This is a genomic window from Metabacillus litoralis (assembly GCF_003667825.1).
GTDB lineage: Bacteria > Bacillota > Bacilli > Bacillales > Bacillaceae > Metabacillus > Metabacillus litoralis_B.
In genome coordinates this window covers 562,608-587,378 of sequence record NZ_CP033043.1, presented here as the reverse complement: position 1 = coordinate 587,378, position 24,771 = coordinate 562,608, and the positions used below count along the sequence as shown (strand labels likewise).

General features: G+C 34.8%; 22 protein-coding genes. 6 read left to right on the top strand and 16 right to left on the bottom strand.

Features of this window, described 5'->3' with window-relative positions:
* Positions 1-92: 92 nt before the first annotated feature.
* The 11 genes from D9842_RS02675 to D9842_RS02625 all read right to left on the bottom strand — a co-directional run bounded on the left by D9842_RS02675 (position 93) and on the right by D9842_RS02625 (position 12,628).
* Complete coding sequence (locus D9842_RS02675) at positions 93-2,177, bottom strand: peptidoglycan D,D-transpeptidase FtsI family protein (RefSeq protein WP_121661158.1); 2,085 nt, start codon at positions 2,175-2,177, stop codon at positions 93-95.
* A 247-nt stretch (positions 2,178-2,424) separates the two neighbouring features.
* The gene (locus tag D9842_RS02670; protein ID WP_121661157.1) at positions 2,425-3,306 is read right to left on the bottom strand and encodes an NAD(P)-dependent oxidoreductase; all 882 of its coding nucleotides are present in this window, start codon (positions 3,304-3,306) and stop codon (positions 2,425-2,427) included.
* 37 nt (positions 3,307-3,343) lie between these two features.
* Positions 3,344-4,360 (bottom strand): S66 family peptidase, encoded by a 1,017-nt coding sequence (locus tag D9842_RS02665; protein WP_121661156.1) that lies wholly within the window; start codon positions 4,358-4,360, stop codon positions 3,344-3,346.
* A gap of 60 nt (positions 4,361-4,420) precedes the next feature.
* Complete coding sequence (locus tag D9842_RS02660; protein WP_121661155.1) at positions 4,421-5,206, bottom strand: SDR family oxidoreductase; 786 nt, start codon at positions 5,204-5,206, stop codon at positions 4,421-4,423.
* Between the two features lie 120 nt (positions 5,207-5,326).
* The gene (gene splB, locus D9842_RS02655; protein ID WP_121661154.1) at positions 5,327-6,355 is read right to left on the bottom strand and encodes a spore photoproduct lyase; all 1,029 of its coding nucleotides are present in this window, start codon (positions 6,353-6,355) and stop codon (positions 5,327-5,329) included.
* An 87-nt stretch (positions 6,356-6,442) separates the two neighbouring features.
* The gene (locus tag D9842_RS02650; protein ID WP_098797972.1) at positions 6,443-6,679 is read right to left on the bottom strand and encodes a transcriptional regulator SplA domain-containing protein; all 237 of its coding nucleotides are present in this window, start codon (positions 6,677-6,679) and stop codon (positions 6,443-6,445) included.
* A 110-nt stretch (positions 6,680-6,789) separates the two neighbouring features.
* A complete protein-coding gene (gene ptsP, locus D9842_RS02645) occupies positions 6,790-8,508 on the bottom strand; it encodes a phosphoenolpyruvate--protein phosphotransferase (RefSeq protein ID WP_121661153.1) in 1,719 nt (572 codons plus the stop codon).
* A complete protein-coding gene (locus D9842_RS02640; RefSeq protein WP_121661152.1) occupies positions 8,508-8,774 on the bottom strand; it encodes a phosphocarrier protein HPr in 267 nt (88 codons plus the stop codon). Before D9842_RS02640 ends, ptsP begins: the two co-directional genes overlap by 1 nt.
* Positions 8,775-8,870: 96 nt before the next feature.
* Entirely contained in the window at positions 8,871-10,979 is a 2,109-nt protein-coding gene (gene ptsG / locus D9842_RS02635) for a glucose-specific PTS transporter subunit IIBC (protein WP_121661151.1), read from the bottom strand.
* 236 nt (positions 10,980-11,215) lie between these two features.
* A complete protein-coding gene (glcT, locus tag D9842_RS02630; RefSeq protein WP_121661150.1) occupies positions 11,216-12,052 on the bottom strand; it encodes a glucose PTS transporter transcription antiterminator GlcT in 837 nt (278 codons plus the stop codon).
* 153 nt (positions 12,053-12,205) lie between these two features.
* Positions 12,206-12,628 (bottom strand): DUF6843 domain-containing protein, encoded by a 423-nt coding sequence (locus D9842_RS02625; RefSeq protein WP_121661149.1) that lies wholly within the window; start codon positions 12,626-12,628, stop codon positions 12,206-12,208.
* A 109-nt stretch (positions 12,629-12,737) separates the two neighbouring features.
* Here D9842_RS02625 and D9842_RS02620 point away from each other — a divergent pair, with 109 nt between their 5' ends.
* Positions 12,738-13,166 (top strand): hypothetical protein, encoded by a 429-nt coding sequence (locus D9842_RS02620; RefSeq protein WP_121661148.1) that lies wholly within the window; start codon positions 12,738-12,740, stop codon positions 13,164-13,166.
* Positions 13,167-13,673: 507 nt separating this feature from the next.
* On the opposite strand, the gene D9842_RS02615 is transcribed toward D9842_RS02620, so the two are convergent.
* Entirely contained in the window at positions 13,674-13,940 is a 267-nt protein-coding gene (locus D9842_RS02615; protein WP_121661147.1) for a hypothetical protein, read from the bottom strand.
* Between the two features lie 165 nt (positions 13,941-14,105).
* Between D9842_RS02615 and D9842_RS02610 the strand changes: the two genes are divergently transcribed.
* The gene (locus D9842_RS02610; protein WP_121661146.1) at positions 14,106-14,321 is read left to right on the top strand and encodes a hypothetical protein; all 216 of its coding nucleotides are present in this window, start codon (positions 14,106-14,108) and stop codon (positions 14,319-14,321) included.
* Positions 14,322-14,869: 548 nt separating this feature from the next.
* On the opposite strand, the gene pfkA is transcribed toward D9842_RS02610, so the two are convergent.
* Positions 14,870-15,829 (bottom strand): 6-phosphofructokinase, encoded by a 960-nt coding sequence (pfkA, locus tag D9842_RS02605; protein ID WP_121661145.1) that lies wholly within the window; start codon positions 15,827-15,829, stop codon positions 14,870-14,872.
* A 726-nt stretch (positions 15,830-16,555) separates the two neighbouring features.
* Between pfkA and D9842_RS02600 the strand changes: the two genes are divergently transcribed.
* A complete protein-coding gene (locus tag D9842_RS02600) occupies positions 16,556-17,515 on the top strand; it encodes an EAL domain-containing protein (RefSeq protein WP_257535970.1) in 960 nt (319 codons plus the stop codon).
* A 69-nt stretch (positions 17,516-17,584) separates the two neighbouring features.
* Here D9842_RS02600 and D9842_RS02595 read toward each other — a convergent pair whose 3' ends face one another.
* Together D9842_RS02595 and D9842_RS02590 are read right to left on the bottom strand one after the other, a co-directional pair.
* Positions 17,585-18,301: a thermonuclease family protein gene (locus D9842_RS02595; protein ID WP_121661143.1), complete on the bottom strand. Its 717-nt coding sequence runs from the start codon at positions 18,299-18,301 to the stop codon at positions 17,585-17,587.
* Positions 18,302-18,334: 33 nt separating this feature from the next.
* A complete protein-coding gene (locus D9842_RS02590; protein WP_121664918.1) occupies positions 18,335-19,438 on the bottom strand; it encodes a M24 family metallopeptidase in 1,104 nt (367 codons plus the stop codon).
* A 209-nt stretch (positions 19,439-19,647) separates the two neighbouring features.
* Between D9842_RS02590 and D9842_RS02585 the strand changes: the two genes are divergently transcribed.
* From D9842_RS02585 to D9842_RS02575, 3 genes are all read left to right on the top strand, one after another.
* A complete protein-coding gene (locus D9842_RS02585; RefSeq protein ID WP_121661142.1) occupies positions 19,648-21,159 on the top strand; it encodes a phytoene desaturase family protein in 1,512 nt (503 codons plus the stop codon).
* 124 nt (positions 21,160-21,283) lie between these two features.
* On the top strand, positions 21,284-22,336 hold the full coding sequence (locus D9842_RS02580; protein WP_121661141.1) for a glycosyltransferase family 2 protein: 1,053 nt from the start codon (positions 21,284-21,286) through the stop codon (positions 22,334-22,336).
* Between the two features lie 169 nt (positions 22,337-22,505).
* Positions 22,506-22,721 (top strand): hypothetical protein, encoded by a 216-nt coding sequence (locus D9842_RS02575; protein ID WP_121661140.1) that lies wholly within the window; start codon positions 22,506-22,508, stop codon positions 22,719-22,721.
* A gap of 69 nt (positions 22,722-22,790) precedes the next feature.
* Here D9842_RS02575 and D9842_RS02570 read toward each other — a convergent pair whose 3' ends face one another.
* On the bottom strand, positions 22,791-24,722 hold the full coding sequence (locus D9842_RS02570) for a heavy metal translocating P-type ATPase (protein ID WP_257535969.1): 1,932 nt from the start codon (positions 24,720-24,722) through the stop codon (positions 22,791-22,793).
* Positions 24,723-24,771: the final 49 nt, after the last annotated feature.

Genomic DNA, 24,771 nt, shown 5'->3' with positions numbered 1-24,771 from the left:
TGAAAAGAGAAGGGATTTATGTGTGATTCCTTACTTATTGTTTTTTAAAATAAAAAACAGCCTGCCATGTTCAATGACAGACTGTTTTTAGATTATTCAGTTTCTGTATCTTCTTGTGTTTCAATCTCTGTTGTTGTTAAATACTTCTTTTGTAGATCCATATACGCTTTTACGATTCGATTTGCAATGTGTTTGTTAACTGCATCTTTATCGTTACTAGCCCACGGAACAACAACACTGAAAGCCACTTCAGGGTTCTCAGAAGGATAATATCCTATAAAGTTTAAGTTATTTGTTTTTCTACCCCAATACTCTCGCTTTGGACCATAGTAATTGGTTTGAGATGTTCCAGTTTTACCAGCAACATCATAATCAATATAAGCAGAAGCTGTTCCAGAGGTAACAACTAACCTGAAACCTTGTTGAACTCTTTCAATTTCCTCCGGTGTGTTATTAACTTTATTTAACACATTTGGAGACTTATCAACAGCTATAGGTCCTAATGTTGAGTCTTCAACAGGTGTATGAATACTTGTGACAATACGTGGTTGAACCCTTGAGCCACCATTTGCAATAACAGAAACATATTGTGCCAGCTGAAGCGGTGTATATGTGTCAAACTGACCAATAGCAATATCTAAAATCTTACCCGCTGTATCTGGTGTACTTAATAATCCAGAGGATTCCTGTGGTAAGTCAATACCTGTAGGTACACCTAATCCAAATTGTGCAAAATAATTTCGCAGTCTTTGGAAATCCTCACTTGAAACATTTAATGGTCCGTTTTTCTGGTATTCAATATCAGCTATCTCTAATGCAACATAAAACATATACACGTTAGAAGATAGCTTTAACGCACTTAAATCGGTCATATATCCAAGATTTCGATAAGAACCTTTTGGTGGGGTTCCTTTAAAATAAAGCTTTGTATCGTAATATCCTTGTCCGATTGGAATTCCCTTCTGATATCCAGCTAAGACAGTTGCACCTTTAACCGTAGAGCCAGCCTCATATTGAGTAGTGAATGTACCATAAGGATAATCTATAATTTTGCTACGGTTTTTAGAATCTAATTGTTTCCCTACCATTGCTAATACATCACCTTGGTAGGGGTCCATCATAACAACAAATGCCCGGTCCATTAAAAAGTGACTCTTACTTGCCCGAAGTAATTCTTCTTCTACAATTTTTTCCACTTCCATTTGAAGTTCCATATCAAAAGAAAGCTTCAAATCATACCCTCTTTGTCCTTCATCTACAACTTCTTCAGAAATGATGTTACCATCTTTATCTGAAATATATTCTACTTTTGCTTTACGAGGATTTAAATAATCCTCGTATTGATATTCTAAATAACTTCTCCCGACTCTTTCATTTCTAGCATAGCCTCTTGCTTTGTAATAATCTTCACGAGATTGAAGTATCCCTTCCTCAGGAGAGGTTACAGAACCAAATATAGAGCTAAGTGATTCATATGGATAAGATCTTCCCCAGTCAGTAATCACATCTACCCCAGGAAGCTGCTCCAAATGCTCAGCAACAAGTGATACTTCCTCATCGGTTAGGTTTAGTGACTTCACAACTTGTGGTTCATACTGATATCCTGAAGAAAAGCGTGTATAGATATACGCTAACTCCATCTGTTCAGGATCAGACTTAATTGTATTAAACTCATCCTCTGGCACACGCTCTACTTGTAATTTGTATGTTTCTGACGGCTTCAGCTCTAGTTCTTTTTTAGAAAGAAGTTCTTTTGCCTCAGTTGGGTGAGAAGCTAACCAATAATCTTTAATATCACGATCTTTAAGCTCATCTGTTAAGAAGTCGTTCTCATAATTAATATATTCTGCAAGCTTTTTCGCCGTTTCAATTTTATCCTCAGCTGATGTTGTTTTATCAACTGTATATGTGATGGCTGGTACTCTTGTATTGTCTACTACAACACGATTGTAACGATCATACATTTTGCCACGTGGTGCTGGTAAGCTTGCATAATCTGATTCTGTTCTAGAGACTTCCTTTGAAAACTCTTCTCCTTGAACAATTTGTACAACTCCTAAGCGAACGATAAGAGCGACAAACAACAGAAAGACAAGAAAAAAGAACACATTGATTCTGACATATCTGGACTTTCGTAGTTTCCGCTCTTCTGATTTATTTGTGTTTTGTTCTGTCAAAGTCGCTTTCCTCCTATCAATTTAGATCTATTTCAAAATAACTTATTTTTTAGGCTACCCTTTATTTTACCATTATCATCAATGAAGAGGTAGCTTTGCTTTATGACATTCATGTGAAAATAAATGAAGTAATGGGAGGAATACCATAGCGTCAAAAAGAAAAGACAACATGAATCGTTTCACATTGTCTTTCCATCTCTATAATTGACGTATATTGAACGAAAAAGTTTCAAATTACTACAATATTTTAGTTATTAACTTCAGCTTTATCCCACAATTTAACTAAAGCCTGCGTCCCTTTATTTTCATTCCCCTCTTCAGCGAGTTTCTCATAAAGCTCATGTGCAAGCTTTAATCCTGGAGTGAAAAGGTCCATTTCGTTTGATTCATCCAACGCAATTCCCATATCTTTAATAAAATGTTTTACAAAAAAGCCTGGTTCATAATCTTCCTCTAACATACGTGGAGCAAGATTACTTAACGACCAACTTCCTGCTGCACCAGTTGTAATGCTTTTTAGTACATTAGCTGGGTCTAACCCTGATTTTTTTGCATAAGAAACGGCTTCACAAACACCGATCATACCCGATGCGATCGCAATTTGATTGCACATTTTCGTATGTTGTCCAGAGCCAGCTTCACCTTGGTACACAATATTTTGTCCCATTATTTCAAATAACGGGTAACAATGATCAAACGCCTCTCTATGTCCACCAACCATAATCGCTAATCGAGCTTCACGTGCACCAATATCTCCTCCAGACACTGGGGCATCGAGTGCATAAATATTTTTTTGCTTCGCTTTTTCATGAATTTTCTTTGCCAAGGAGGGCTGAGAAGTAGTCATATCAATCACGTATGTACCTGGTCTTGCAGATGAAATAATACCTGCTTCGTCTAAATAAACATGCTCAACATCTTGCGGATAGCCAATCATTGTAATAATAATATCAGACTCATTTGAAAGCTCCGCAACCGTACTTTTCCATTCAGCTCCTAAAGATAGCAGTTCCTCAGCCTTTTCCTTTGTTCTAGTATAAATGTTCAAAGGATATCCAGCTTTTAATATGTGTTTTGCCATACTTTTCCCCATAACGCCAAGACCAATAAAACCAATTGTTTGATTCATCTTACTTCCTCCTTAATGTACTTGAACGAATCCATTATTAAATGAACACCTGTGAAACTCTTCCTTCTCCATTTTGAACCAGCACTTCAGCATATGCTCCATTTACCAATGTTAGTTGTGGTGGTACATGACCACAGTCTATATCATATATGATCGGGATTTGAAGTTCGTTATACAAATCTTTATAAACATCTACTACGTGATAATTGTCTATAGATTGATTCGCAGCACTTCTTCCAAATAATATTCCTGAACAAGAATCAAACCAACCTGCAAGTTTCATTTGAACAAGAGACCTACGTAAATCCGTTGTATTTAGCTCACAGTTTTCAAAATACCAAATTACTTTATCATCGCGCTCTAAATAAGAATCTAGAAATTTGCTAACTTGTCCATATGGCGTACCTACTAGATGTCGGATCACATCGATACATCCCCCGAGTAGACGCCCTTTACATTCTTCCTTATCTTTAGAAATAGTCTTCCACTCAGTTTTTTCAGTTAAATGAAAAACATACGGTGAAGGATTGTTATGATCCCATTGCTTTTGATATTTCTCTGAGGAATTCTGCAAAATTAGCTCTCCTCTTTTTGTCCCTAAAACACTTTCCCATTTTTCAGTGGTCGAGTCAGAATATACACCTCGTAGATCTACAAGATTTGTTCCATGAGCTGTTGCCACTCCTGTTTTCAAAGTAATAGCAAGGAGCAATGCACTTGTATCAGAGTAACCCATTACCCATTTATTCTGTATGCTATCAAAATCAATATGTTCAAGAACTTCAATTAAGAGCTCACCGCCCCACGGGGGAACAATAAGTGAAATTTCATCATCTTTCATCATGGACATAAATTCATATGCTCGTTTTTTTGCTGATGAAGATTTAGCTTTATCCTGTGTCCATACTGTTTCACCACAATAAGTTTTGTATCCTTTGTTTTCCATGCTTACTAAGGCCTGTCTAAACATTGAGTGAAGTTCATCGGGAATCCCAGATGAAGGTGCTGTTACTCCAACTGTCGCACCTTTTTGCAAAATTGGATATGTAATCAAATTGCCCCTCTCCTTCCTTACAAGTAAAAATAAGGAGAAGCTAACCTCTCCTTATTTTCATTAAATTGATTTCACCATTCCACCATCAACCAAAAATGTTTGACCCGTCATATAGGAGTTTAAGTCTGAAAGGAGGAATGTAGCATAATTGGCAAATTCTTCTGGTAAACCATAACGGCCTAGAGGAATTTTATCTTTTACACTCTCCTCAACATCTTGTTTTGATACTCCTTGTTTCTTTGCTGCGATCTCATCTAAAGAGGCAACGCGATCTGTTGAGATACGACCTGGAGCAACTGTATTAATTAAAATTCCATATGATGCAAATTCTGAAGCCAGAGTTTTGGTTAAACCTACAATACCCGTTCGAAAAGTATTAGATAAAATTAAACCAGGGATTGGTTCCTTTACAGAAGAAGAAGCAATATTTACGATTTTTCCACCGCTTTTTTTCATATAGGGGAGCACTTCTCTTATAATGCGGATATAACTAAGTAAGTTTAATTCAAATGCATGCTGCCAATCTTCATCAGTCATTTCTTCAAATGTACCCGCTGGTGGACCTCCTGCATTATTAACAAGTAGATCGATAGCACCGAATTGAGTTTGTGTAAAAGTAACAAGTTGTTCTATTTCTTCTTTGTTTTTTATATCACATACTTTGTATTCAATACGTCCACGACTATTTTGGCTAAGCTCATGTTTTATTTTTTTAAGCTTTTCTTCATCCCGACTAGATAACATAACATTTGCCCCTTGTTCTGCAAGCTTCCAGCCAATGGCTTTACCAAGTCCTTGGCTGGAAGCAATAACTAGTGCGCTTTTACCATTTAATGACATATCCATAGATACACCCCTTATGTATGATTAAACTAATTTTACCATATATATGAAGTTTAATTGGAAGTTAAAGTTTCGAAATAACAAAAAAATACTCTCATCAACGTTACGATGAGAGTATTTTTATCAGGTGAAATATTCAACCTTGGCAGTTGGAAAATAATGATCAACATAATCCTCTAATGTATCACGTAATTCCTGTTCTTGATCTTTTTGATAAATATATTTACCTATCCCATATCTGCCCCATTTATAACGTCTTTCTTCCTCATTTAATTCAAGCTTCGTTTTCGGATAATTTTTCTGAATCACTCGCTTTGCTGGCTTTGTAAAACGGTGTTGAATCATTTCAAACGTTATATCATCTCGTACATCAGCAGGGAGAGATGCATCCAGCTTTTCAAAGAGAGTTTTGTACCCTTCTTGCCAGCCTTCATGAATATAAATTGGAGCTACAATAAATCCTAACGGATACCCTGCCTTTGCTACTTTAACTGCAGCTTCAATTCTTTTATCAAGAGGAGATGTCCCTGGCTCAAAGTTTTTTATTACATAATCAGCATTTATGCTAAATCGAAAACGAGTCTTTCCATTATGCTTTGCATCCAATAAATGGTCGACGTGATGAAATTTTGTTACAAAACGTAACCTTCCCATATCTGTTTGCCCAAAAAATTCAATTGCTGACTTTAAAGAATGAGTAAGATGGTCAATCCCTACTATGTCAGACGTACAAGAGGCCTCAAACCGTGTAATTTCTGGAGCACGCTCCTCCATATAATCCTTAGCTTGCTCAAGTATTTCATCTACATTAACATATGTCCTAATATACGGTTTACTACCCATTGTAGTTTGTAAGTAACAGTAATGACAATGCCCCATACATCCAGTTGCTAGAGGGATTGCATACTCAGCAGATGGTTTGGAGCTATCAAATTCGAGCGTTTTTCTTACACCGACAACTAAAGTAGATTTGGCTGTTCGATATTGCTGAAGGTGGTTCTTACCTGGAATATTTCGGACTTGGTTATGAGAGGTTGTTTCTCTAATCTCAAGACCCATCTTTTCAAATTTTTCTTTTAGTTCAACGCCACGTGGGTATTCTAGAGCTCTCGGTTCTATATAAACTAATTGTGGAACAAAAGGTTTAATCATGATAGTACCATCCTTTAAGAGATTCTATACATATTTACCTTTTGCTTAATCGTTATCTAATAATCGATTCAAATATTTCCTATTAACTTAATCGAATTGTTGGTAATCAAATAACTGGTTGTAAAGTTCTTCGGCTTCCTCAAAACTAGAAAATACAGCATCATCTTCTGCTAGTGGATGGTATGCATCGTGTAGGAAAATCGCCAATTCCTTTTGATTAGTAGGGTGCTCAACAATTTCTGCTTTTTCAATATTTGCCACATTTACAGCATGAGGATTTCTATAGATCACATATACTTCTTCACCAATTTTGAAATTGTCCATTATAGAAAACTCCTTCCTTTTATACTAAGGTTAGCTTTCCCTTAATGGTGTATGTATTATCTATAAAGAACGTCAAAAAGACAGGCATATTCTGCCTGTCTTTTTGCTCATTAGTCGATTTGGAAAGTTTCTTTCACAAATGCAACGACTTCTTCAGTTGTACTCATAGATAAAACCGTTTCTTTTATACTTTGTGCCTTTTCTTTAGATAAACCTTTAATTTGAGTACGTGCTGGAAGGATTGATGTAGCACTCATAGAGAACTCATCAAGACCTAAACCTAATAATAATGGAATAGCGATTGTATCGCCAGCCATTTCACCACACATACCTGCCCATTTACCTTCTTTATGGGCTGCATCGATTACCATAGAAATTAGACGCAAGATAGCTGGATTATACGGCTGATATAAGTAAGACACACGCTCATTCATACGATCTGCAGCCATTGTGTATTGAATTAAATCATTTGTTCCAATACTGAAGAAATCTACTTCTTTTGCAAATTGATCAGCCATGACAGCTGTAGACGGAATCTCTACCATCATACCAATCTCAATTGAATCAGATACTTGTACACCATTTGCAACTAATTTTTCTTTTTCTTCTAAAAGAATCGCCTTTGCTTCTCTGAATTCAGAAATTGTTGCGATCATTGGGAACATAATCTTTAGATTTCCATAACTACTTGCACGTAATAATGCACGTAATTGTGTTCTGAAAATTTCTTGTTCTTCCAAGCATAAACGAATCGCTCTAAAACCAAGGAATGGATTCATTTCTTTTGGAAGATGTAAGTATGGTAATTCTTTGTCTCCACCGATGTCTAAAGTACGAACAACAACCGGCTTATCACCCATTCTTTCCAGAACAGTTTTATAAGCATCATATTGTTCATCTTCAGTTGGAAGCTGATCTCTTCCCATGTATAAGAATTCCGTACGATAAAGTCCAACAGCTTCACCGCCGTTTTCTAATACACCTTTAACATCATCAGGTGTTCCAATATTCGCTGCGAGCTCAACATGCTGACCGTCACTTGTAACGGTAGGTTCATTTACAAGCTTTGCCCATTCTGCTTTTTGAGCTTCATACTTTGCCTTTTTCTCTTCGTATTGAGCAATAACATCTGAAGATGGATCAATAATAACATCACCATCTAATCCATCAACAATAACCATTACACCATTTTCAATCGTTGATGTAGCTTGCTTTGTTCCAACAACAGCTGGAATTTCCATAGAACGGGCCATAATTGCAGAGTGAGAAGTACGTCCACCAATGTCTGTTGTAAATCCTTTAACATATTGACGATTTAATTGAGCAGTATCAGATGGTGTTAAATCTTCAGCAATAATGACTACTTCTTCTGAAATTAGACTAGGGTTTGGAATTTGCACCCCTAATAAGTGAGCAATAACACGCTTAGTTACGTCACGAATGTCAGCTGCACGTTCTTTCATATATTCATTATCCATTGATTCGAACATAGAAACAAACATATCAGCTGTTTCCTTCATTGCAAACTCAGCATTAACACCTTCAGCGTTAATTTTATCTACTACTGGATTTAACAACTCAGGATCACTTAAAACGAGTAAGTGTGCTGCAAAAATTTCAGCTTTATCTGCACCTAGTTCACGATTAGCATGGTCTTTGATTTTTTCAAGCTCTGATTTTGACTTGTTTATTGCATCATCAAAACGTTGCTTTTCTGCTTCTTTATCTGCTATTGTTTTTTGTTCAATATTTAGTGCTGGTTCTTCAAGACGGTAGGCTTTAGCTATAGCAATACCTGCCGAAGCTCCAATCCCTTTAAGGTTACTCATTATTCGCCTAACCCTTCATTTTTTAAAGTTTCACCAAGACCTGCAACCGCTTCGTCTGCATCAGAACCTGAAGCAATAATTTTGATTTGAGATCCTTTTGGAATCCCTAGAGACATAACACCCATGATCGATTTTAAGTTAACAGTTTTACCATTGTACTCAAGGTTTACATCTGCATCATATTTGCTTGCTGCTTGTACCAACACAGTTGCTGGACGAGCATGAATTCCTGTATCTGCTGTTACTGTAAATGTTTTTTCTGCCATTTTCATCAATCTCCTTTAGAATCATTCATATTATTCAAAAATTAATTTTATCAGCCACACATGTAAAAATACAAGTGTGGCTTTTTAATAGTAAAATTACTTACCTTCGATCTCAATGATATCAGTATCATTTGCTGCAACATTACCTTTTGTTTGCAGTTTGATTGATTGACCCTCTTTTAAGTTCGTGAATACGATTGGAGTCATGATTGAAGGTGCATTAGATTTTACAAATTCTAGATCAACTTCTAGAAGTTTTTGACCTTGTTCAACAATGTCACCTTCTTGGACAAATGCTTCAAAACCTTCACCTTTTAGGTTAACTGTATCAATACCAAAGTGAATAAGAATTTCTTTTCCACCATCAGATTGAATACCAATAGCATGTTTTGTAGGGAAAACATTTAAGATTTTACCATTAACAGGTGAAACGACTGTTCCGTTAGAAGGAAGAATGGCAAAACCATCACCCATCATTTTTCCAGAGAATACTTGGTCTGGAACTTCTGTAATATTTTTCATCTCACCTGTAAGTGGCGAAACAAATGTTTCATCTATTACATCATTTTTCAAGCCGTCAGCTACAACATCCTCAACTTGCTCTTGTACTTCTTTTTCTTGAGAATGAGTTTGCGTTGCTTTAGGGCGTTTTCCAGACATAACATCCTGAATTTGAGTCTTTAAATTATCAGATTTAGGTCCAAAGATTGCTTGAATGTTGTTTCCAATTTCCAACACACCGGATGCTCCAAGCTTTTTCAAGCGATCTTTGTCAACACCCTTACTATCATTGACTGTAACACGTAAACGTGTAATACAAGCGTCTAAGTGCTTAATGTTTCCAGAGCCACCTAAGGATTCTAACACTTGGAATGGTAAATCTCCCGCATTAGCTTTTGCTTGTCCTTCATCAGATGTTTCAACATCTGTTTCCTCACGACCAGGAGTGGCAAGATTCCACTTTCTAATTGCAAAACGGAAACCGAAGTAATAAACAACTGCAAAAACTAAACCTACAGGAATAACTAGCCACCAGTTTGTTTGTGGGTTTAATACTCCGAATAATAGGAAGTCAATTAAACCTCCAGAGAATGTCATCCCAATTTTAACATCAAGAATGTGCATAATCATAAACGATAAACCAGCAAAGATTGCATGGATACCGAATAATACTGGTGCTACGAATAAGAAAGAGAATTCAAGTGGTTCTGTAATACCTGTTAAGAAAGAAGTTAAAGCAGCTGAACCCATTAAACCTGCAACAACTTTTTTATGTTCTGGTCTTGCTTCATGATAAATCGCTAGTGCTGCAGCAGGTAAACCAAACATCATGAATGGGAATTTACCAGTCATAAATGTACCAGCTGTTAAATCTTGAACACCATCTCTTATTTGAGAAAAGAAGATTGTTTGATCTCCACGTACAGTTTCTCCAGCAGCATTTACATAGCTTCCGAATTCAAACCAGAATGGTGAATAGAAGATATGATGAAGACCAAACGGAATTAACGAACGTTCAATAACACCAAATATGAAGGCTGCTACCGTTCTGTTTGCATCTAATAAGTTAGTGGAAAAAGCGTTCAGGCCTGTTTGAATTGGAGGCCAAACAAAATACATAACAATACCAAGTAATACTGTTGCTCCAGCCGTTACAATCGGTACGAAACGCTTACCAGCAAAAAATCCTAAATAAGATGGTAAGTCGATAGTGAAAAAGCGATTATACATGGCAGCAGCGATAATACCTACGATAATACCACCAAATACCCCAGTCTGAAGGGTTGGGATACCTAGTACATTTCCATACGCAGCACCGTTGTTCGCTAAAAAGTCAGCAAGCTCCTGTCCACCTGATGGAAGTGTACCGACTCCCTTAAGGATACTACTCATTGTAATATTCATTATTAAATAACCAATTAAAGCCGCAATACCAGCAACTCCATCACCGTTAGCTAAACCAATCGCAACCCCAACTGCGAATAAAACAGGTAAATTCGAGAATACGACGTTACCTGCATTTTCCATAACACTTGCGATTAACACGATCCAATCAGCTGTTAAGAATGGTGCTAAATCAGTAAGCGTTGGATTTTGAAGTGCATTACCTAATGCAAGCAATAAACCAGCAGCTGGTAATAATGCAACTGGCAACATTAGTGCACGTCCGACTTTTTGCAAGACGCCGAATGCATTTTTAAACATAATCATTTCCTCCTATTTTGTTCATTACTGTAGTCAATAAAAGTACAAAGCCTAGAAAACAATCTACTATTAACCGTTTACATTAAGCTCAGAAATTGTCTTAATGCATACAAAAAAGGCATGGTGAACATGTATTTTAGCTGCTATTAGGTATAGTTCCCCAAAATAGCAATTAAAAACACCTTGTTCACTCATGCCTGATCGAATCAGTAACACGTGAATAATATCGGTTACAATTATTTATTTGTTAGTCGATATAAATGCATTGTTAAGTAAACTGCTTCAGCTTCATAAACAGATTTCTTTAAAACCTGTTGCATGACTTTTATCATTTTCCAAGAAGTATTGTAGCATAACGGATATTCCTTTTTCAACAAAAAAGCTAATTTTTCTGGTTCTGAAACAGATTCTCCCGAATTCACTCTTTCAATTGTGTATCGAAGATGGCGAATTAACCGTAAATAGTTAACACTCTCTCGATCTACTTTAATTTTTAAAGACTCTTCTATCACTTCTGTTAACCGGCTAATAAGCTGAGAATATTGGTTCACTTCTGAAAGTGGCTTATTAGATATTGAGCTATGAATATGAAGCGCAATAAAACCAATTTCACCATGGGGCAGCTGTACGTTTAATTTTTCATTCAGCATATTAATAACTTCTGTTGCCAGCTCATATTCAAAAGGATATAAAGACTTTGTTTCGAGAAGAAACGGATTCTTTATATCCATACCTTGTTGCAAACGCTTTAAAGCAAATGCTATATGGTCAGTAAGTGCTATATGAATATGTTCATTTAAAGGCTTGTCAACACGTTCAAAAATATATTGAATTACTTCCTGCATAATTTCGAGCATTTCTTCATCAATATCTGTTAGCAGTAACTTATATTGCTCCTGCTCCTTTTGATTTGTTAAAACAAACATTTTTTCATAGCTATCCTCGTGAATAGTGTCTCCTTCTTTTTTACCAAAACTAATACCTTTTCCAATTAAAACAACTTCTCCGTATGAATCATGTGATGCGATCAAAACGTTGTTATTTAAAGTTTTTTTTATTTTAAAGGACTCCATCGCGAAATCCACAGCTCCTTTTCATTCAATCCTTCATATCGTACAAAAGTTATGTATGGACGTCAATGAATTTGTCGCTTATTGTAGATAAATTTCTTTTTACTCATGACTTGTTTGTTTTAGAAGAAAAAGAAAAGCTGCATATTGCAGCCGTTAATTTACTTCGTATTCATTAGGCACATATTCATCCTTATGAAACTGATCTGATGACCCTATAAAAAAATATTCAACCGTTTTGCCAGCTAATTCTCTCCCACTTGATGGTCCATGAACCATCTTACCTGGTACTAGTGGGGTTCGTTCTCCTTTATCGTTTACATAATAATATTTATTAGTTGCCCAACCCTCGTGGATATGTTCTTCATCTGTGTATGTCATTCCGTTTTGACTAACTCTATATACCTGATTTTTTTCATTATTCATTACTTTTTTAGGTAATTGTTGATCATATTTTACTTGAACCCAACCTACATATCCTTCTGGTATTAAGAATGTTCGAGCAGACACCTGATCATCTTGTTTACAACCAACAACAAAAAGGAAACATCCTATAATAAGGAGTAGTTTTTGTATCATCTTATCACCTCCTTTAGTTAGGATGGCGACTTTCGGCAAGTTCTATTAGGTAATAATTCCATGTTGATTATTTTTCTTGTTGGAAAGACTAATAACTGAGGTGAAAAAAATGAAGAAAAAATACCTTTTGGTTCACGTTATTTTTTTTCTCATTGTTAGTGTTAGTCATGTTGCAATTGCAGAAAATCAACAAATTAAAGTAATGGATATCGAAACAAATGCAATTGTTAAACAAGCGGAACAATCTTCTAAAATGGATCAATATGCAATTAGCGCAATTAAGGGCATTCAGAAGGTTACAGTTCAAGCAAATCCTATACCAAATAAAGGATATCTCATCAGAATACCATTAACAAAATCATATAATGTTAAAAACAAATGGTTTGATTCACTTATCACAGAAATTATATTAATATATGATCCGTCAACAGAGAATCAAGGAAGATTAATTTTATATGACGATGAAAATACACCTATGTTTTTTGATATAGACTATAATTTTACCGATTTTTTGAAAACTTTGGACATTGGACATTAAAGAAAAAGTACTTATCTGTAGAAAATAGGGAAGGAAAAAGTTGTGGAGGTTAAACACCTGAAAACCATCAATGATACAAAAACTTCAAAAACAACAAACGAAGCAATGGAATCAATGACAACTAAAAAAATAATTAATAATCAATAGGTTTGTACTAACTAATCATACTTCCTATTATGGTATAATAGGATTATAGTTGACCGTGGATGTTGCAGCATCCACAGTCTGCAGTCGACAGATCTAAAAAAAGATAAAAATGATTAGACCTCTAGAAGGTCTATTTTTTTTGTGAAAAAGCCAGAATGGCTATAACTAAAGAAGCAAACGTAAACATAGATATTAGACTCTCATAAATCGTCAACAAGCATCACCTCCTTTTCGAAGGGGCTTGTTCGATCGCTTGACTGCAAACTTATTGTATCATAAAGTAAATCCAAATTGGAACATATGTTCTCCTTTTAATTCAATTCTCCTATATTAATCACCTCCTCTTTATATAAGTGTAATTTATACTCTTTTAATAACTATATTTGGTTTCTTAACTCGTTCCATAGTATTGCAGGCAATTTTCACTTTTGCTAATATTCCTTTTAAAACTTCATCCTCGTTTTGTTGCTTTAAATACAGATCAGAAAAATCATGTAAGGCTCTTGCAAGTAGTTCAACTGCTTTTTCCTGATCACTAGTATGTGTTCCTTTTCGATCCTTCACTGAATGTTTCATCATTTCTTTTGAAATTTCTTGGATTAATCGTATTTTTTCTCGTTCTGTCATCCTTATCTCCCCTCTCAAGGATCTAAACTAAAAATGTTATCCTTACATCTTACGCCTGAAATAGAAAAAATATGGCTAAAAAATATAGAATGTATGTTCGTTTTTAGTGGATAAAAGAAGATATGTTCGTATATAATAGAGATGAAGAAAGATGGAGGTGTCCTTATGAAATACTTTTTAAAATTAAGCTTAGAAAACAAAGTGCCGATTACAATTATTTACTTATCTGCATCAGGCAGCTTTTCAAAAAGAAAAATACTTGTGCGAAAAATAACAGCTGAGAAAATAATAGCTTATTGTTATTTACGAAAAGAAATTCGTACCTTTACACTTAAAAATGTACTTTCTGCAGGAATGGACCCTTCTTTAAAAGCAATCTAAGAATATCAAAGTATTCACTTTAACTCACAAACAGTCCTCCCGCAGCAAATATTTATCTTGGATAACTTTAGTCAGCTTTAAAGAAGCCTTGTTTATTTAAGATAAAAGGATTTGCAAATCAATTGTTGATAATTCCTCTTCTCAATAACATTTTTCCATAAACAGCATAGGATGATTGTAGTTCTGTTAATTTAACTTCTCAAAAATAGCTTGTCTTTATGTTTTGTAATGTTCAATATGGGTATTACATAATTAAGCGCGCAATGAAGCAACATCACGATACAACTAACTTCAAGACGCTTAATCAGTGGCGCGGCCAAGGAGCCGCAACGATATAAGAGAGGCAGGGCTTATATCTTAAGGCGTCAATAAATAGACTTTAACAAAAAATCATTTTTAAAGCTAAATAAGCTTACATAAACAACAAGAAAAGAAGGTCGTGAAAGTATATTGAATATGGTTTCTCGACTTTCAACAAAAGGAGGCTGACTGTTTACTTGAAACAGTCAGCCTCTGTCAATGTACGCTTTATTTTTCAAAACTATATCTTATATTGATAATTCCTGTGATAGTGTGTATACTCCCTCTGGTAATGGATCTTTTTGTTTTAAAATCTCAATAATATCATGGTCAACAATTTCTTGCTTTTGCATGCCAATTGCTCTGCCTGATTTTCCTTGTAGTAAAAGTTCAACAGCTCTGGCCCCTAATCTTGATGCTAAAACACGATCAAAACCTGTAGGAGATCCTCCTCTTTGAATATGCCCTAAAACGGAAATTCTAGTTTCTAGATGGTATTTTTCCTTTAATTGTTCTGCAAGTTCATTTGCAGAACAAACTCCCTCCGCTAAGACAATAATAGAGTGCTTCTTGCCACGTTTAATACCTTTGTTTAATTTTTCAACAACATCATTTAGTTCAAACGTTCTTTCAGGGATTAATATCGTTTCAGCCCCGACAGCAACCCCAGAGAAAAGCGCAATATCTCCTGCATGACGCCCCATTACTTCAATAATAAATGTTCGATCATGAGAAGTTGCTGTGTCCCTTATTTTATCAATATTTTCGACAACAGTGTTTAAAGCCGTATCATATCCAATGGTGTAATCTGTTCCCGGGATATCATTATCAATTGTTCCTGGTAAACCAACACATGGAAAACCTTTTTCAGTTAATTTTGCGGCCCCACGATATGAGCCATCTCCTCCTATAACTACCAATCCATCGATACCTAAATCTTTTAATTGTCTTATTGCCTTGTGCTGTGATTCATCTTTTTTAAATTCTTCTGATCGTGCTGTATAAAGAATCGTGCCACCGCGATGGATAATATCCCCAACTGAACCTAGCTCCAGTTTGTTTATTTTCCCTTCCATCAAACCAGCATAGCCATGATACACACCATAAACGTCCAATCCCTCATGAATCCCTTTCCGAACAACAGCACGAATAGCTGCATTCATACCTGGTGAATCTCCACCGCTCGTTAACACTGCTATTTTTTTCATAAATATAACCTCCTGATGAATTTCTAAATCATTCCTTTTAAGTTATTGTACTCATTGTCAGGAAAAGTCCCTTCAACTTCATCATATAAAGATAAATTCACATATTCATTTATCAAGATTTCCTCAATTTCGGAATTATAAGGGAGAGTTAAACTCTACAAGAATGTGCTAATGACTCTTTTGTAATCGTAAAAAAATTCTCATAATTACACATAAGCTACCTCAAAAAAGAGTACTCTAATGTTTTCTTCTCCAAAGTTCACTAAGTTCATGTCCTTTTCAGGGTAAAGGGAGGTACATTTTTCAACAACAGAATGAACATTAAACAATATCCATACACATCAAAAACAATGGCTTTTATCAATTATTACCACTCCTTTAGACTTTCCCATTTTTTTCTTTTTAACCAAAGCACTTTGGTTAGACACCCTGTGTTTAAATAAACAATGTCAAAAGAACTCATTTAAAACTCCTTTTATTTTTATGCTATACCCAAACATTGGACAAGATAATCAATTCATTAAAATCAATTAATAATTCCATTCGTGAATTATTTTTGTTTAACTTTTGTATAATCTTTGATAAAATAAAATCAATCTAAATTTGATATTGAATCGAGGGATAAAGATGGTCAATTATTGTAGATCCTGCTTTCAACCTCTTAAAATATATAATCAGGGTTTTCTTTCAATATTTCCTAGCAATCATGATAAATTAACAAAAACCTTGACGAAACTTTATTTTAAACAGGTTAATATAAATCATTTTATTCATGCTTTTGAGTCAAAAAGTGCATTAAAGGAGTTTCTTTCTTTTATCCATTATGAATTGGGTAATACTCTTGAAGAATTTAAAGGAGTTATACACAAGGAAGAAGTACCGGGACTTTTTGAAAGGTATTCATTACAAACAATATATGAACACACTTTTCATGAAAATACAGTTAACATTATAAAAAATGGAGAGTTTATTAGTTATCTCCAGCCCATCATTAATATGGACAGTGGTGATATTTATGGATATGAATCACTTCTTAGGGTGAAGGATCAATCTATTTTTCCAAGTCAACTCTTTGAAGTTGCCAGAAAAACAGAAATGCACTCCATTTTAGATAAAAAAGCTCGTGAGATAGCCATAGAATCTCGAACTAATCGTATACCACAAGGAATTAAAAGCTTCATCAACTTCTTACCATCAACAATATATAACCCTGCACATTGCTTAAAACACACATTTCAAATTGTTGAAAAATACAATGTGGATCCATATGACCTTGTGTTTGAAGTAGTAGAGACAGAGAAGATACATGATGTACAACATCTAAAATCAATCCTAGAAACATATAGAGAACATGGTATGAAAGTTGCATTGGACGATGTTGGCGCTGGATATTCTACACTAGATATGCTTTCTAAGCTTCGTCCTGATTATATTAAAATTGATAGAAAGTATATTCAAGATTGTCATATGAACAAAGACAATCAAACTTTTTTACTTGGGGTAATGAATTTAGCAAAAGACCTAGGTATTACAGTGTTAGGTGAAGGTATTGAAACAAAAGAAGAGTTTCAATATTTAAAGGAAATTGGCATTGATTTAGCACAAGGATATTTTATCGGTAAGCCAAGCCCAAATCCTTCATTACTCTTATTTGATAAAGAAAATCGTCAGCTAGCAGGTCTGTAGTCAAAACCTAGGTGTAACAGGTAATTCTACATAACACAAAAGGGATTCAAAAATTGAATCCCTTTTGTGTTATCTTTTAACCGCTCGATATCCTGCTGCTCTTGCTTCATCTTCTGTACAAAACATTGCTTCTGGCTTTGTCAATTCATATGAAGGGGATTGTTCTGTATGGAAGATTTTTTCCCCCTTTGAATTAATGTTCCCTTTAATTGTACACTCTTCATTCACTTGTAAATTTGGATTTATTTCGTTTTGTTCTTCATTTAGTGTTGTCTGGAAACCTTCATCTGTTGCATAGTTTTCAATACTCCAAATTCCAACTTCATTTTGTTGAGCTTGCTTTTGAATCGAATTGAATTCATCAATATATTTTGTATTAGGTTCAAACACATAAGCCACTCTCGCTAAACCTTTTTGCAAAAGCAGCTTATTTACCATTTGTTTATCAATATACACATATCCCAACAGCCTCCCATATTTATCACGTTCGCCTATTCCTACTTCAACCTGGACATCTTTACCATTTAATAGCTCTTTTAAATAGTTACTTGCCTCTAGTCCAAACGGTTGAACAGGTTTAGTAGGGTGAACCGTCTCCGGAGTATCTACTAATAGTAATCGTATTGTTTCTTCTTTACCGCTAATCATAACGTTTAATGTATCTCCGTCTACGACATTTACCACTTTAGCAGAAACAAGATTTTTGCTATCTTGATTTGTAGAGCATGCTATTGTCACTAAAAACATAAGCATCGGGAAAAATAGGATAATTAATTTTTTTCTCATCTTTATTTTGTCAATTCCTTATATGCACTTCTGTTATTTTATTACAGTAAAATTCTTAGGAGATGTTGTTAAAGTTTTATTCCCACTTTCTGTTATTAACACATCATCCTCAATACGTACCCCTCCAATTGAAGGTATGTATATTCCAGGTTCGATTGTATAAACCATCCCTTCTGTTAACAAGTTGTCATTAATATGACTCATAGAAGGATATTCATGAACATTAATTCCTAATCCATGCCCAAGACGATGTGGGAAATATTCGCCATAGCCTGCATCTGTTATAAGTTTTCTAGCTATTTCATCTAAATCGCCAATTCGGGTACCAGGTTTACTTGCTTCCAATGCAGCTAACTGTGACTGTAATACAGTATGATAGATTTCTTCTTGCTTTTCATTAGCCTGTTTATACACAAAGGTTCTTGTAATATCGGAGCAATAACCGTCTAACACAACACCAAGATCAAATATGACAAAATCTCCATCAGTAAGCTGTCTCAACCCGGGATTTCCATGAGGATCTCCTGACTTTTCTCCAAATAAAACCATTGTCGAAAATGACATTTCTCTTATACCTTTTTTCTTGAGCTCGTATTCAATGGTCGCCAATACTTCCATTTCAGTAACACCATTTTTAAGCGATTCTACTCCAATTTGGACTCCATAGTCTGCAAGTTTAGCAGCCTCAGTTAAGATTTTTATTTCATTTTTGTCCTTTATTAGTCTAAGTTGATTTAACTTATCCTCAGCTGAAACAATTTGAACATCTTCATTAGAAAGTTGTTTTAACTTTTCAACCCTACTGTATGAAGTAGTATCTATTTCCACCGCAACTTTATTTATAGAATGTTTATATCTAATTTTCACTCTTTCCTTAATTAACACCCATGGATCTTCGTGATCACTATAACCAATAATTTCATTTTCCCACCCAGCTGCCTTTGCCTGATTAACCTCCATATTTGGACAAACCATAATAGGTTCAGCTTCTTTAAATATAAAAACCCCCAATAGTCTTTCATGTGGGTCAGTATAAAAATGAGATAGATAAAAGACATTTTCTTTAGATTGAATAAAACACATATCAATGTTTTCTTCTTGAAGCCATTTCATTACTTTTTCTATACGATTTTTCATCATTTCACTACCCTTCTAATCTTCTCTTTACATGATAGCAATGAACATCAGAAAGTACAATTTAACACAACCCATAGAAACTGCTCTGTTAAAAAATATCTATTAAGAAAGAAATATACTGTCTCGAATAGGAAAATGATGGATAAAATGAGGTTTTATAGAGGTGAATTTTCACATACTTTTCATTCTAAAACATTTTGGAGGAAAAAATGAATAAAAAAGTTGTTATTATCGGTGGAGGTTTAGGTGGGATGTCAGCAGGTATACGTCTTGCTGTCGATAACTATGATGTTACGATTATTGAAAAAGGCGAGCGACTTGGAGGAAAGTTGAACAAGAGAGGTGGAAATGGTTTTTCCTTTGACACGGGACCCTCTATTCTAACCATGCCATGGGTACTTGAACAGTTATTTCAAAATGCTAATCGAAACCTTACTGACTATATTAAATTAAAAAGAATTGAGCCACAATGGAAGACATTTTTTGAAGATGGCACAACCATCGAACTTACAAGTGATTTACCTGAGTTAATTAGACAACTAAGATCAGTATCTAAAGAAGACGCAGGTGAGCTTTTCAATTATTTGAATTATTGTAGCAAAATGTATGAGTATAGCTTAAAAAGTGTGTACAAAAAAAGTTTAAGAGGATTACAGGATTTAAGATCCATGCATACGGTTAAAGAATTATTATCAATGGATCCGATGAAAACAATGCACCAAGGGACGCGTAAATTTTTTAAGGATAAAAAAATTCAGCAATTGTTTAACTCTTTAATCATGTATATTGGGTCTTCCCCCTATCATGCTCCTGCCGTTTTGTCACAGTTAGCACATGTTCAATTAGGACTTGGAATATATTATGTTGATGGTGGCATGTATGAAATTGCAAATGCTATGTCGAAGGTCTTACATGAATTACAAGTGAATGTACATCTAAACACAAAAGTAAAAAAGATCACATCAAATGGAAAAAAAGCAACAGGTGTAGAGCTTGAAAATGGACAAATAGTAGAAGCTGACATTATAGTCTCCAATTTAGAGGTTGTACCTACCTACCAAACTTTGTTAGAGAATCACCCTTTACATCATGATTTTATTCAGGAACAGGAAAAGTTTCCTCCAACAGTATCTGGCCTAGTGCTTTTATTAGGGGTTAATAGAAAATATAAACATCTTACACATCATAATTTTTTCTTTTCAGCATCACCAGAAAAAGAGTTTAATCAACTTTACAATGAGGAAACAGCACCAGAAGACCCAACAATTTATGTTGGAATATCCTCTAAATCTGATCCGACACAAGCACCTGAGGGCAAGGAAAACTTATTTGTTTTAACTCATGTACCCCCGTTAAAAGAAGGAGAAACATGGGATAATAAAGCACTGGAATACCGGAAATTAATTATTGCTAAGCTTGAAAAAATGGGTGTTACAGATTTATCAAATTCCATTGAATTTGAATACATGTTTACACCTAATGACCTTCAGCAATTATACGGAGCAAACGGTGGATCGATTTATGGCGTTGCCACAGACCGGAAGAAGAACGGTGGTTTTAAGTTTCCTAGTAAAAGCTCATACATACAAAATCTTTACTTTGTAGGAGGATCAACACATCCTGGCGGAGGAGTACCTATGGTAACATTATCAGGTCAACTTACCGCAGATCTTATTTTGGAACACGATTTGAAATATGATCATAAAAGAGAAATAGGCTAGCATGTGTACCCATGTAGATAACATAACAATCTACGTGGGTTTTTTCATCAAAACACCTTAAGAAATGTAAAACCTCTCCCTAGTCAGTACAATATATTTGATAAACGGAAATCGGGGGATCATTATGCTTACCTATATCATCATTCTAAGTTTATTTTTAATTTGGACTATTTTTAACTCTTTCTTTATGCCTGAAATAAAAAAACAAAGAATTCACCACAATAAACTTGTCTCCATTCTAATACCCTTACGCAACGAAGAAGACAATGTAATGGAGCTTATTACATCTCTAAAAAAATTAACGTATCAAAACCTAGAATTTTATTTACTTGACGATCAATCATCAGATCGAACATCATTAATTATTAAGTCTTTAATATCGAACGATAAGCGTTTTACTTTACTCTATGGAACTGAATTACCCCAAGGCTGGACAGGAAAAGTCCATGCATGTAACCAATTAAGTAAGAAAGCAAAAGGTGATTATTTTTTATTTTTAGATGCAGACATTCGATTAAATCCAGATGTTATTCAATCCGTTATTCATATGCTTGATAAACAAAAAGGTCATCTAATCACTGGCTTTCCACGTTTTCCAGTACAACATCTTTTAGAAAAATGGCTTGTGCCTATGCAACATTTTTTAATTTATTTCCATTTACCGCTTCTTTTAGCAAACTATACGCAAATGTCTTCCGCTGCTGCCGCACATGGGTCGTTTATGTTATTTGAACGACAAGCATATTTTACTATTGGCGGTCACGAAACCATTAAAAATTCCTTGCTTGATGATGTTCATTTAGCGAGGATTATGAAAAAGCAAGGCTACAAAGTTATTCTTTTAAATATAACTTCTTTTGTTACATGCTACATGTATAAGAGTAATAAAGAAGTATGGGAAGGATTTAAAAAAAATACTTTTATCGGAATTGGTCGTTCTCGTTTTTTAGCTATTATTCTTATTTCCTTTTATTTTTGTTTCTATATCTTTCCCGGTTTACTTGTCGTCTATGAAGTATACAATTTACTTGTTAAAGATTATATTACTATATTTAATATTTTGCCTTACATTCTTATTGTTTCACAAAAAGGGTTTGTTGATCGAAAAACCAAACAAAATGTATCAATCAGTATTGCAATGCCTATAATATTGCAACATTCTTTATCTCATTACTAATCTCTTCAATGGAATCTTCAATTATAAAAAAGGGATATATGTGGAAAGGCCGTAAATATCATTAATATTTGTAACATGTTCTTAATATTTCATTGATACTCCAAAAGTTCTTTTTCTTGTATAATAACATTATATGTCTATCTTTCTTCCTACTAAGGAGTTGTTCGTATTGCTTCATTGGGTAAAACGTCATTTAGTTTCTATACTTTGTATCATAGGGGTTATGGCTCCTTTTATAGGAATGTCATTAATTGACACCTTTTACTATAGTACGATTTTCGGATGGATTATTGGCTTTTGCTGTTTTGTTATTTCATATATCATTGTTAGTAAACGTCCAGATGAAGATGAAGGAGCAGTTAATGCACCTAAAGAAACAATATAATATGTAGGAAACAAAAAAGAGGGAGACTTATACCCTTTTAAGTGTATGAAATCACCCTCTTTGCTCTTTCTATATCCCTCTTAATAATCGTAATCCATTCAAAATAACCAAAATGGTACTTCCTTCGTGTCCAATAACACCTAGTGGTAAATCAAGCACTTGGAGGAAGTTGGAACAAATTAATAGCCCAATAACAGACATTGAAAATACAATATTTTGTTTGACAATTTTATTCATCTTTTTGGACAATTCCAACGCATTTGTAAGCTTTGAAAGTTCATTTTTCATCAAAACAACATCTGCTGTTTCCAGTGCAACATCAGTACCTTCTCCCATTGCAATTCCAACATCAGAAATGGCAAGTGCTGGAGCATCATTAATGCCGTCCCCAATCATTGTTACTGTTCCGTATTTCTCTTTTAACGCTTTAATTTCTTTCACCTTGTCTTCAGGCAAACATTCAGCCTTAAATAAATCCACGCTTAATTCGTTTGCGATTGCTTCTGCGGTTGAAAGGCTATCACCAGTTAACATAACTGTCTTAATTCCATTTCGCTGTAATGTTTCAATTGCAGCCTTTGCCTCTTGTCTTACAACATCCTTTAATGCAATTAGCCCAACCATTTCATCATTACGAAGAACATATACAATCGTTTTTCCCTCTTTAGCAAGTTGCTCACTTATTCCACCATGATATGCCTCAGCTATACTACGTCCAACAAATTCCGACTTACCGATTTTCCAATTCACTCCATTGATAACTGCACTTACACCAAATCCAGACTTTTCATCAACTGAAATCATTTTTGCCGAGTGATTTGGGTAATCTTTGTGAAGTTTGGAAACAATAGCTTTTGCAAGTGGATGTGTTGATTGATTTTCAATCGAGTGAACTGCTTCGTAGAATTCTTCAAGATTCACATTTTCAGACGTAATCAGATTTGTAACAGCTGGCTCGCCTTTTGTTAAGGTTCCTGTTTTATCAAATACAACAACATTTGTTCTACTTAAACTCTCTAAATGCATACCGCCTTTAAATAAAAGACCATTTCTTGCCCCGTTTGAAATAGCTGATAATGTTGCCGGCATAATCGATGCAACTAAAGCACAAGGTGATGCCACCACCATCAAGACAAGTGCTCGATATATTGTTTCGTTCCATGTCCACCCTAATAAAAAGTGTGGTAATACCATCATCGCAGCAACTAATAGTAAAACTCCTTTTACATATGTGCCTTCAAAACGTTCAATAAATTGTTGTGAAGGTGATTTTTCCGATTGTGCAGATTGAACTAGATCTAATATTTTTTGAAACATTGTTTCTGTACTTTTTTTCGAAACAGATACAGTAATGGACCCATTTCCATTAACTGTACCAGCATATACTTCATCATTTATACCTTTTTCAACAGGCATAGACTCTCCTGTAATAGCTGATTGATCTATATTTGTTTTACCAGACAAAATAAAACCATCTGTTGCAATTCTTTCCCCAGGTTTAACTAAAATCGTATCACCAATATCTAAAGAAGATACATGAACTCGACTTTCCCTTCCGTCAACTAACAGCACTGCCTCTTCAGGCTGCAAACTCATTAATGCGGAAATTTCCCGTTGGCTTTTATTCATCGTATAGGTCTCCAATGCACCACTTAAAGCAAAAATAAAAATAAGGATGGCACCTTCTGTCCAATAACCTATAATAGCAGAACCAACTGCTGCAAAGATCATTAGCAGCTCAACATTCAAGTTTTTCTCTGCTATTGTTTCCTCTATCCCTTCCTTTGCTTTTGCAAATCCACCTATAATAAAAGCCAAAATAAAAAGTGGAATAGCGATTGTTTCATTTCCCTGATTGTTATAAAACCATCCAAAACCTATTAAAATACCAGAAATGATTGCATTAATAAGCTCTATATGTTCCATCCATTTTTTGAGAAACTGATTTTCATTTTTCGTGTTTGCTTGATGTTTTATTCCAGTTACCGTGTTTGTCTCCATCATCATCCGCCTCTCTAATTGAGAATAACATTCATAATCAAAGTCTTTA

Coding starts and splice junctions, on each gene's coding strand:
- D9842_RS02670 (WP_121661157.1), bottom strand. CDS start 3,306: ATGAATCAAACAATTGGTTTTATTGGTCTTGGCGTTATGGGGAAAAGT.
- D9842_RS02660 (WP_121661155.1), bottom strand. CDS start 5,206: ATGGATATGTCATTAAATGGTAAAAGCGCACTAGTTATTGCTTCCAGC.
- splB (WP_121661154.1), bottom strand. CDS start 6,355: ATGATTAAACCTTTTGTTCCACAATTAGTTTATATAGAACCGAGAGCT.
- D9842_RS02650 (WP_098797972.1), bottom strand. CDS start 6,679: ATGGACAATTTCAAAATTGGTGAAGAAGTATATGTGATCTATAGAAAT.
- ptsP (WP_121661153.1), bottom strand. CDS start 8,508: ATGAGTAACCTTAAAGGGATTGGAGCTTCGGCAGGTATTGCTATAGCT.
- D9842_RS02640 (WP_121661152.1), bottom strand. CDS start 8,774: ATGGCAGAAAAAACATTTACAGTAACAGCAGATACAGGAATTCATGCT.
- ptsG (WP_121661151.1), bottom strand. CDS start 10,979: ATGTTTAAAAATGCATTCGGCGTCTTGCAAAAAGTCGGACGTGCACTA.
- glcT (WP_121661150.1), bottom strand. CDS start 12,052: ATGGAGTCCTTTAAAATAAAAAAAACTTTAAATAACAACGTTTTGATC.
- D9842_RS02625 (WP_121661149.1), bottom strand. CDS start 12,628: ATGATACAAAAACTACTCCTTATTATAGGATGTTTCCTTTTTGTTGTT.
- D9842_RS02620 (WP_121661148.1), top strand. CDS start 12,738: ATGAAGAAAAAATACCTTTTGGTTCACGTTATTTTTTTTCTCATTGTT.
- D9842_RS02615 (WP_121661147.1), bottom strand. CDS start 13,940: ATGACAGAACGAGAAAAAATACGATTAATCCAAGAAATTTCAAAAGAA.
- D9842_RS02610 (WP_121661146.1), top strand. CDS start 14,106: ATGAAATACTTTTTAAAATTAAGCTTAGAAAACAAAGTGCCGATTACA.
- pfkA (WP_121661145.1), bottom strand. CDS start 15,829: ATGAAAAAAATAGCAGTGTTAACGAGCGGTGGAGATTCACCAGGTATG.
- D9842_RS02595 (WP_121661143.1), bottom strand. CDS start 18,301: ATGAGAAAAAAATTAATTATCCTATTTTTCCCGATGCTTATGTTTTTA.
- D9842_RS02590 (WP_121664918.1), bottom strand. CDS start 19,438: ATGAAAAATCGTATAGAAAAAGTAATGAAATGGCTTCAAGAAGAAAAC.
- D9842_RS02585 (WP_121661142.1), top strand. CDS start 19,648: ATGAATAAAAAAGTTGTTATTATCGGTGGAGGTTTAGGTGGGATGTCA.
- D9842_RS02580 (WP_121661141.1), top strand. CDS start 21,284: ATGCTTACCTATATCATCATTCTAAGTTTATTTTTAATTTGGACTATT.
- D9842_RS02570 (WP_257535969.1), bottom strand. CDS start 24,722: ATGGAGACAAACACGGTAACTGGAATAAAACATCAAGCAAACACGAAA.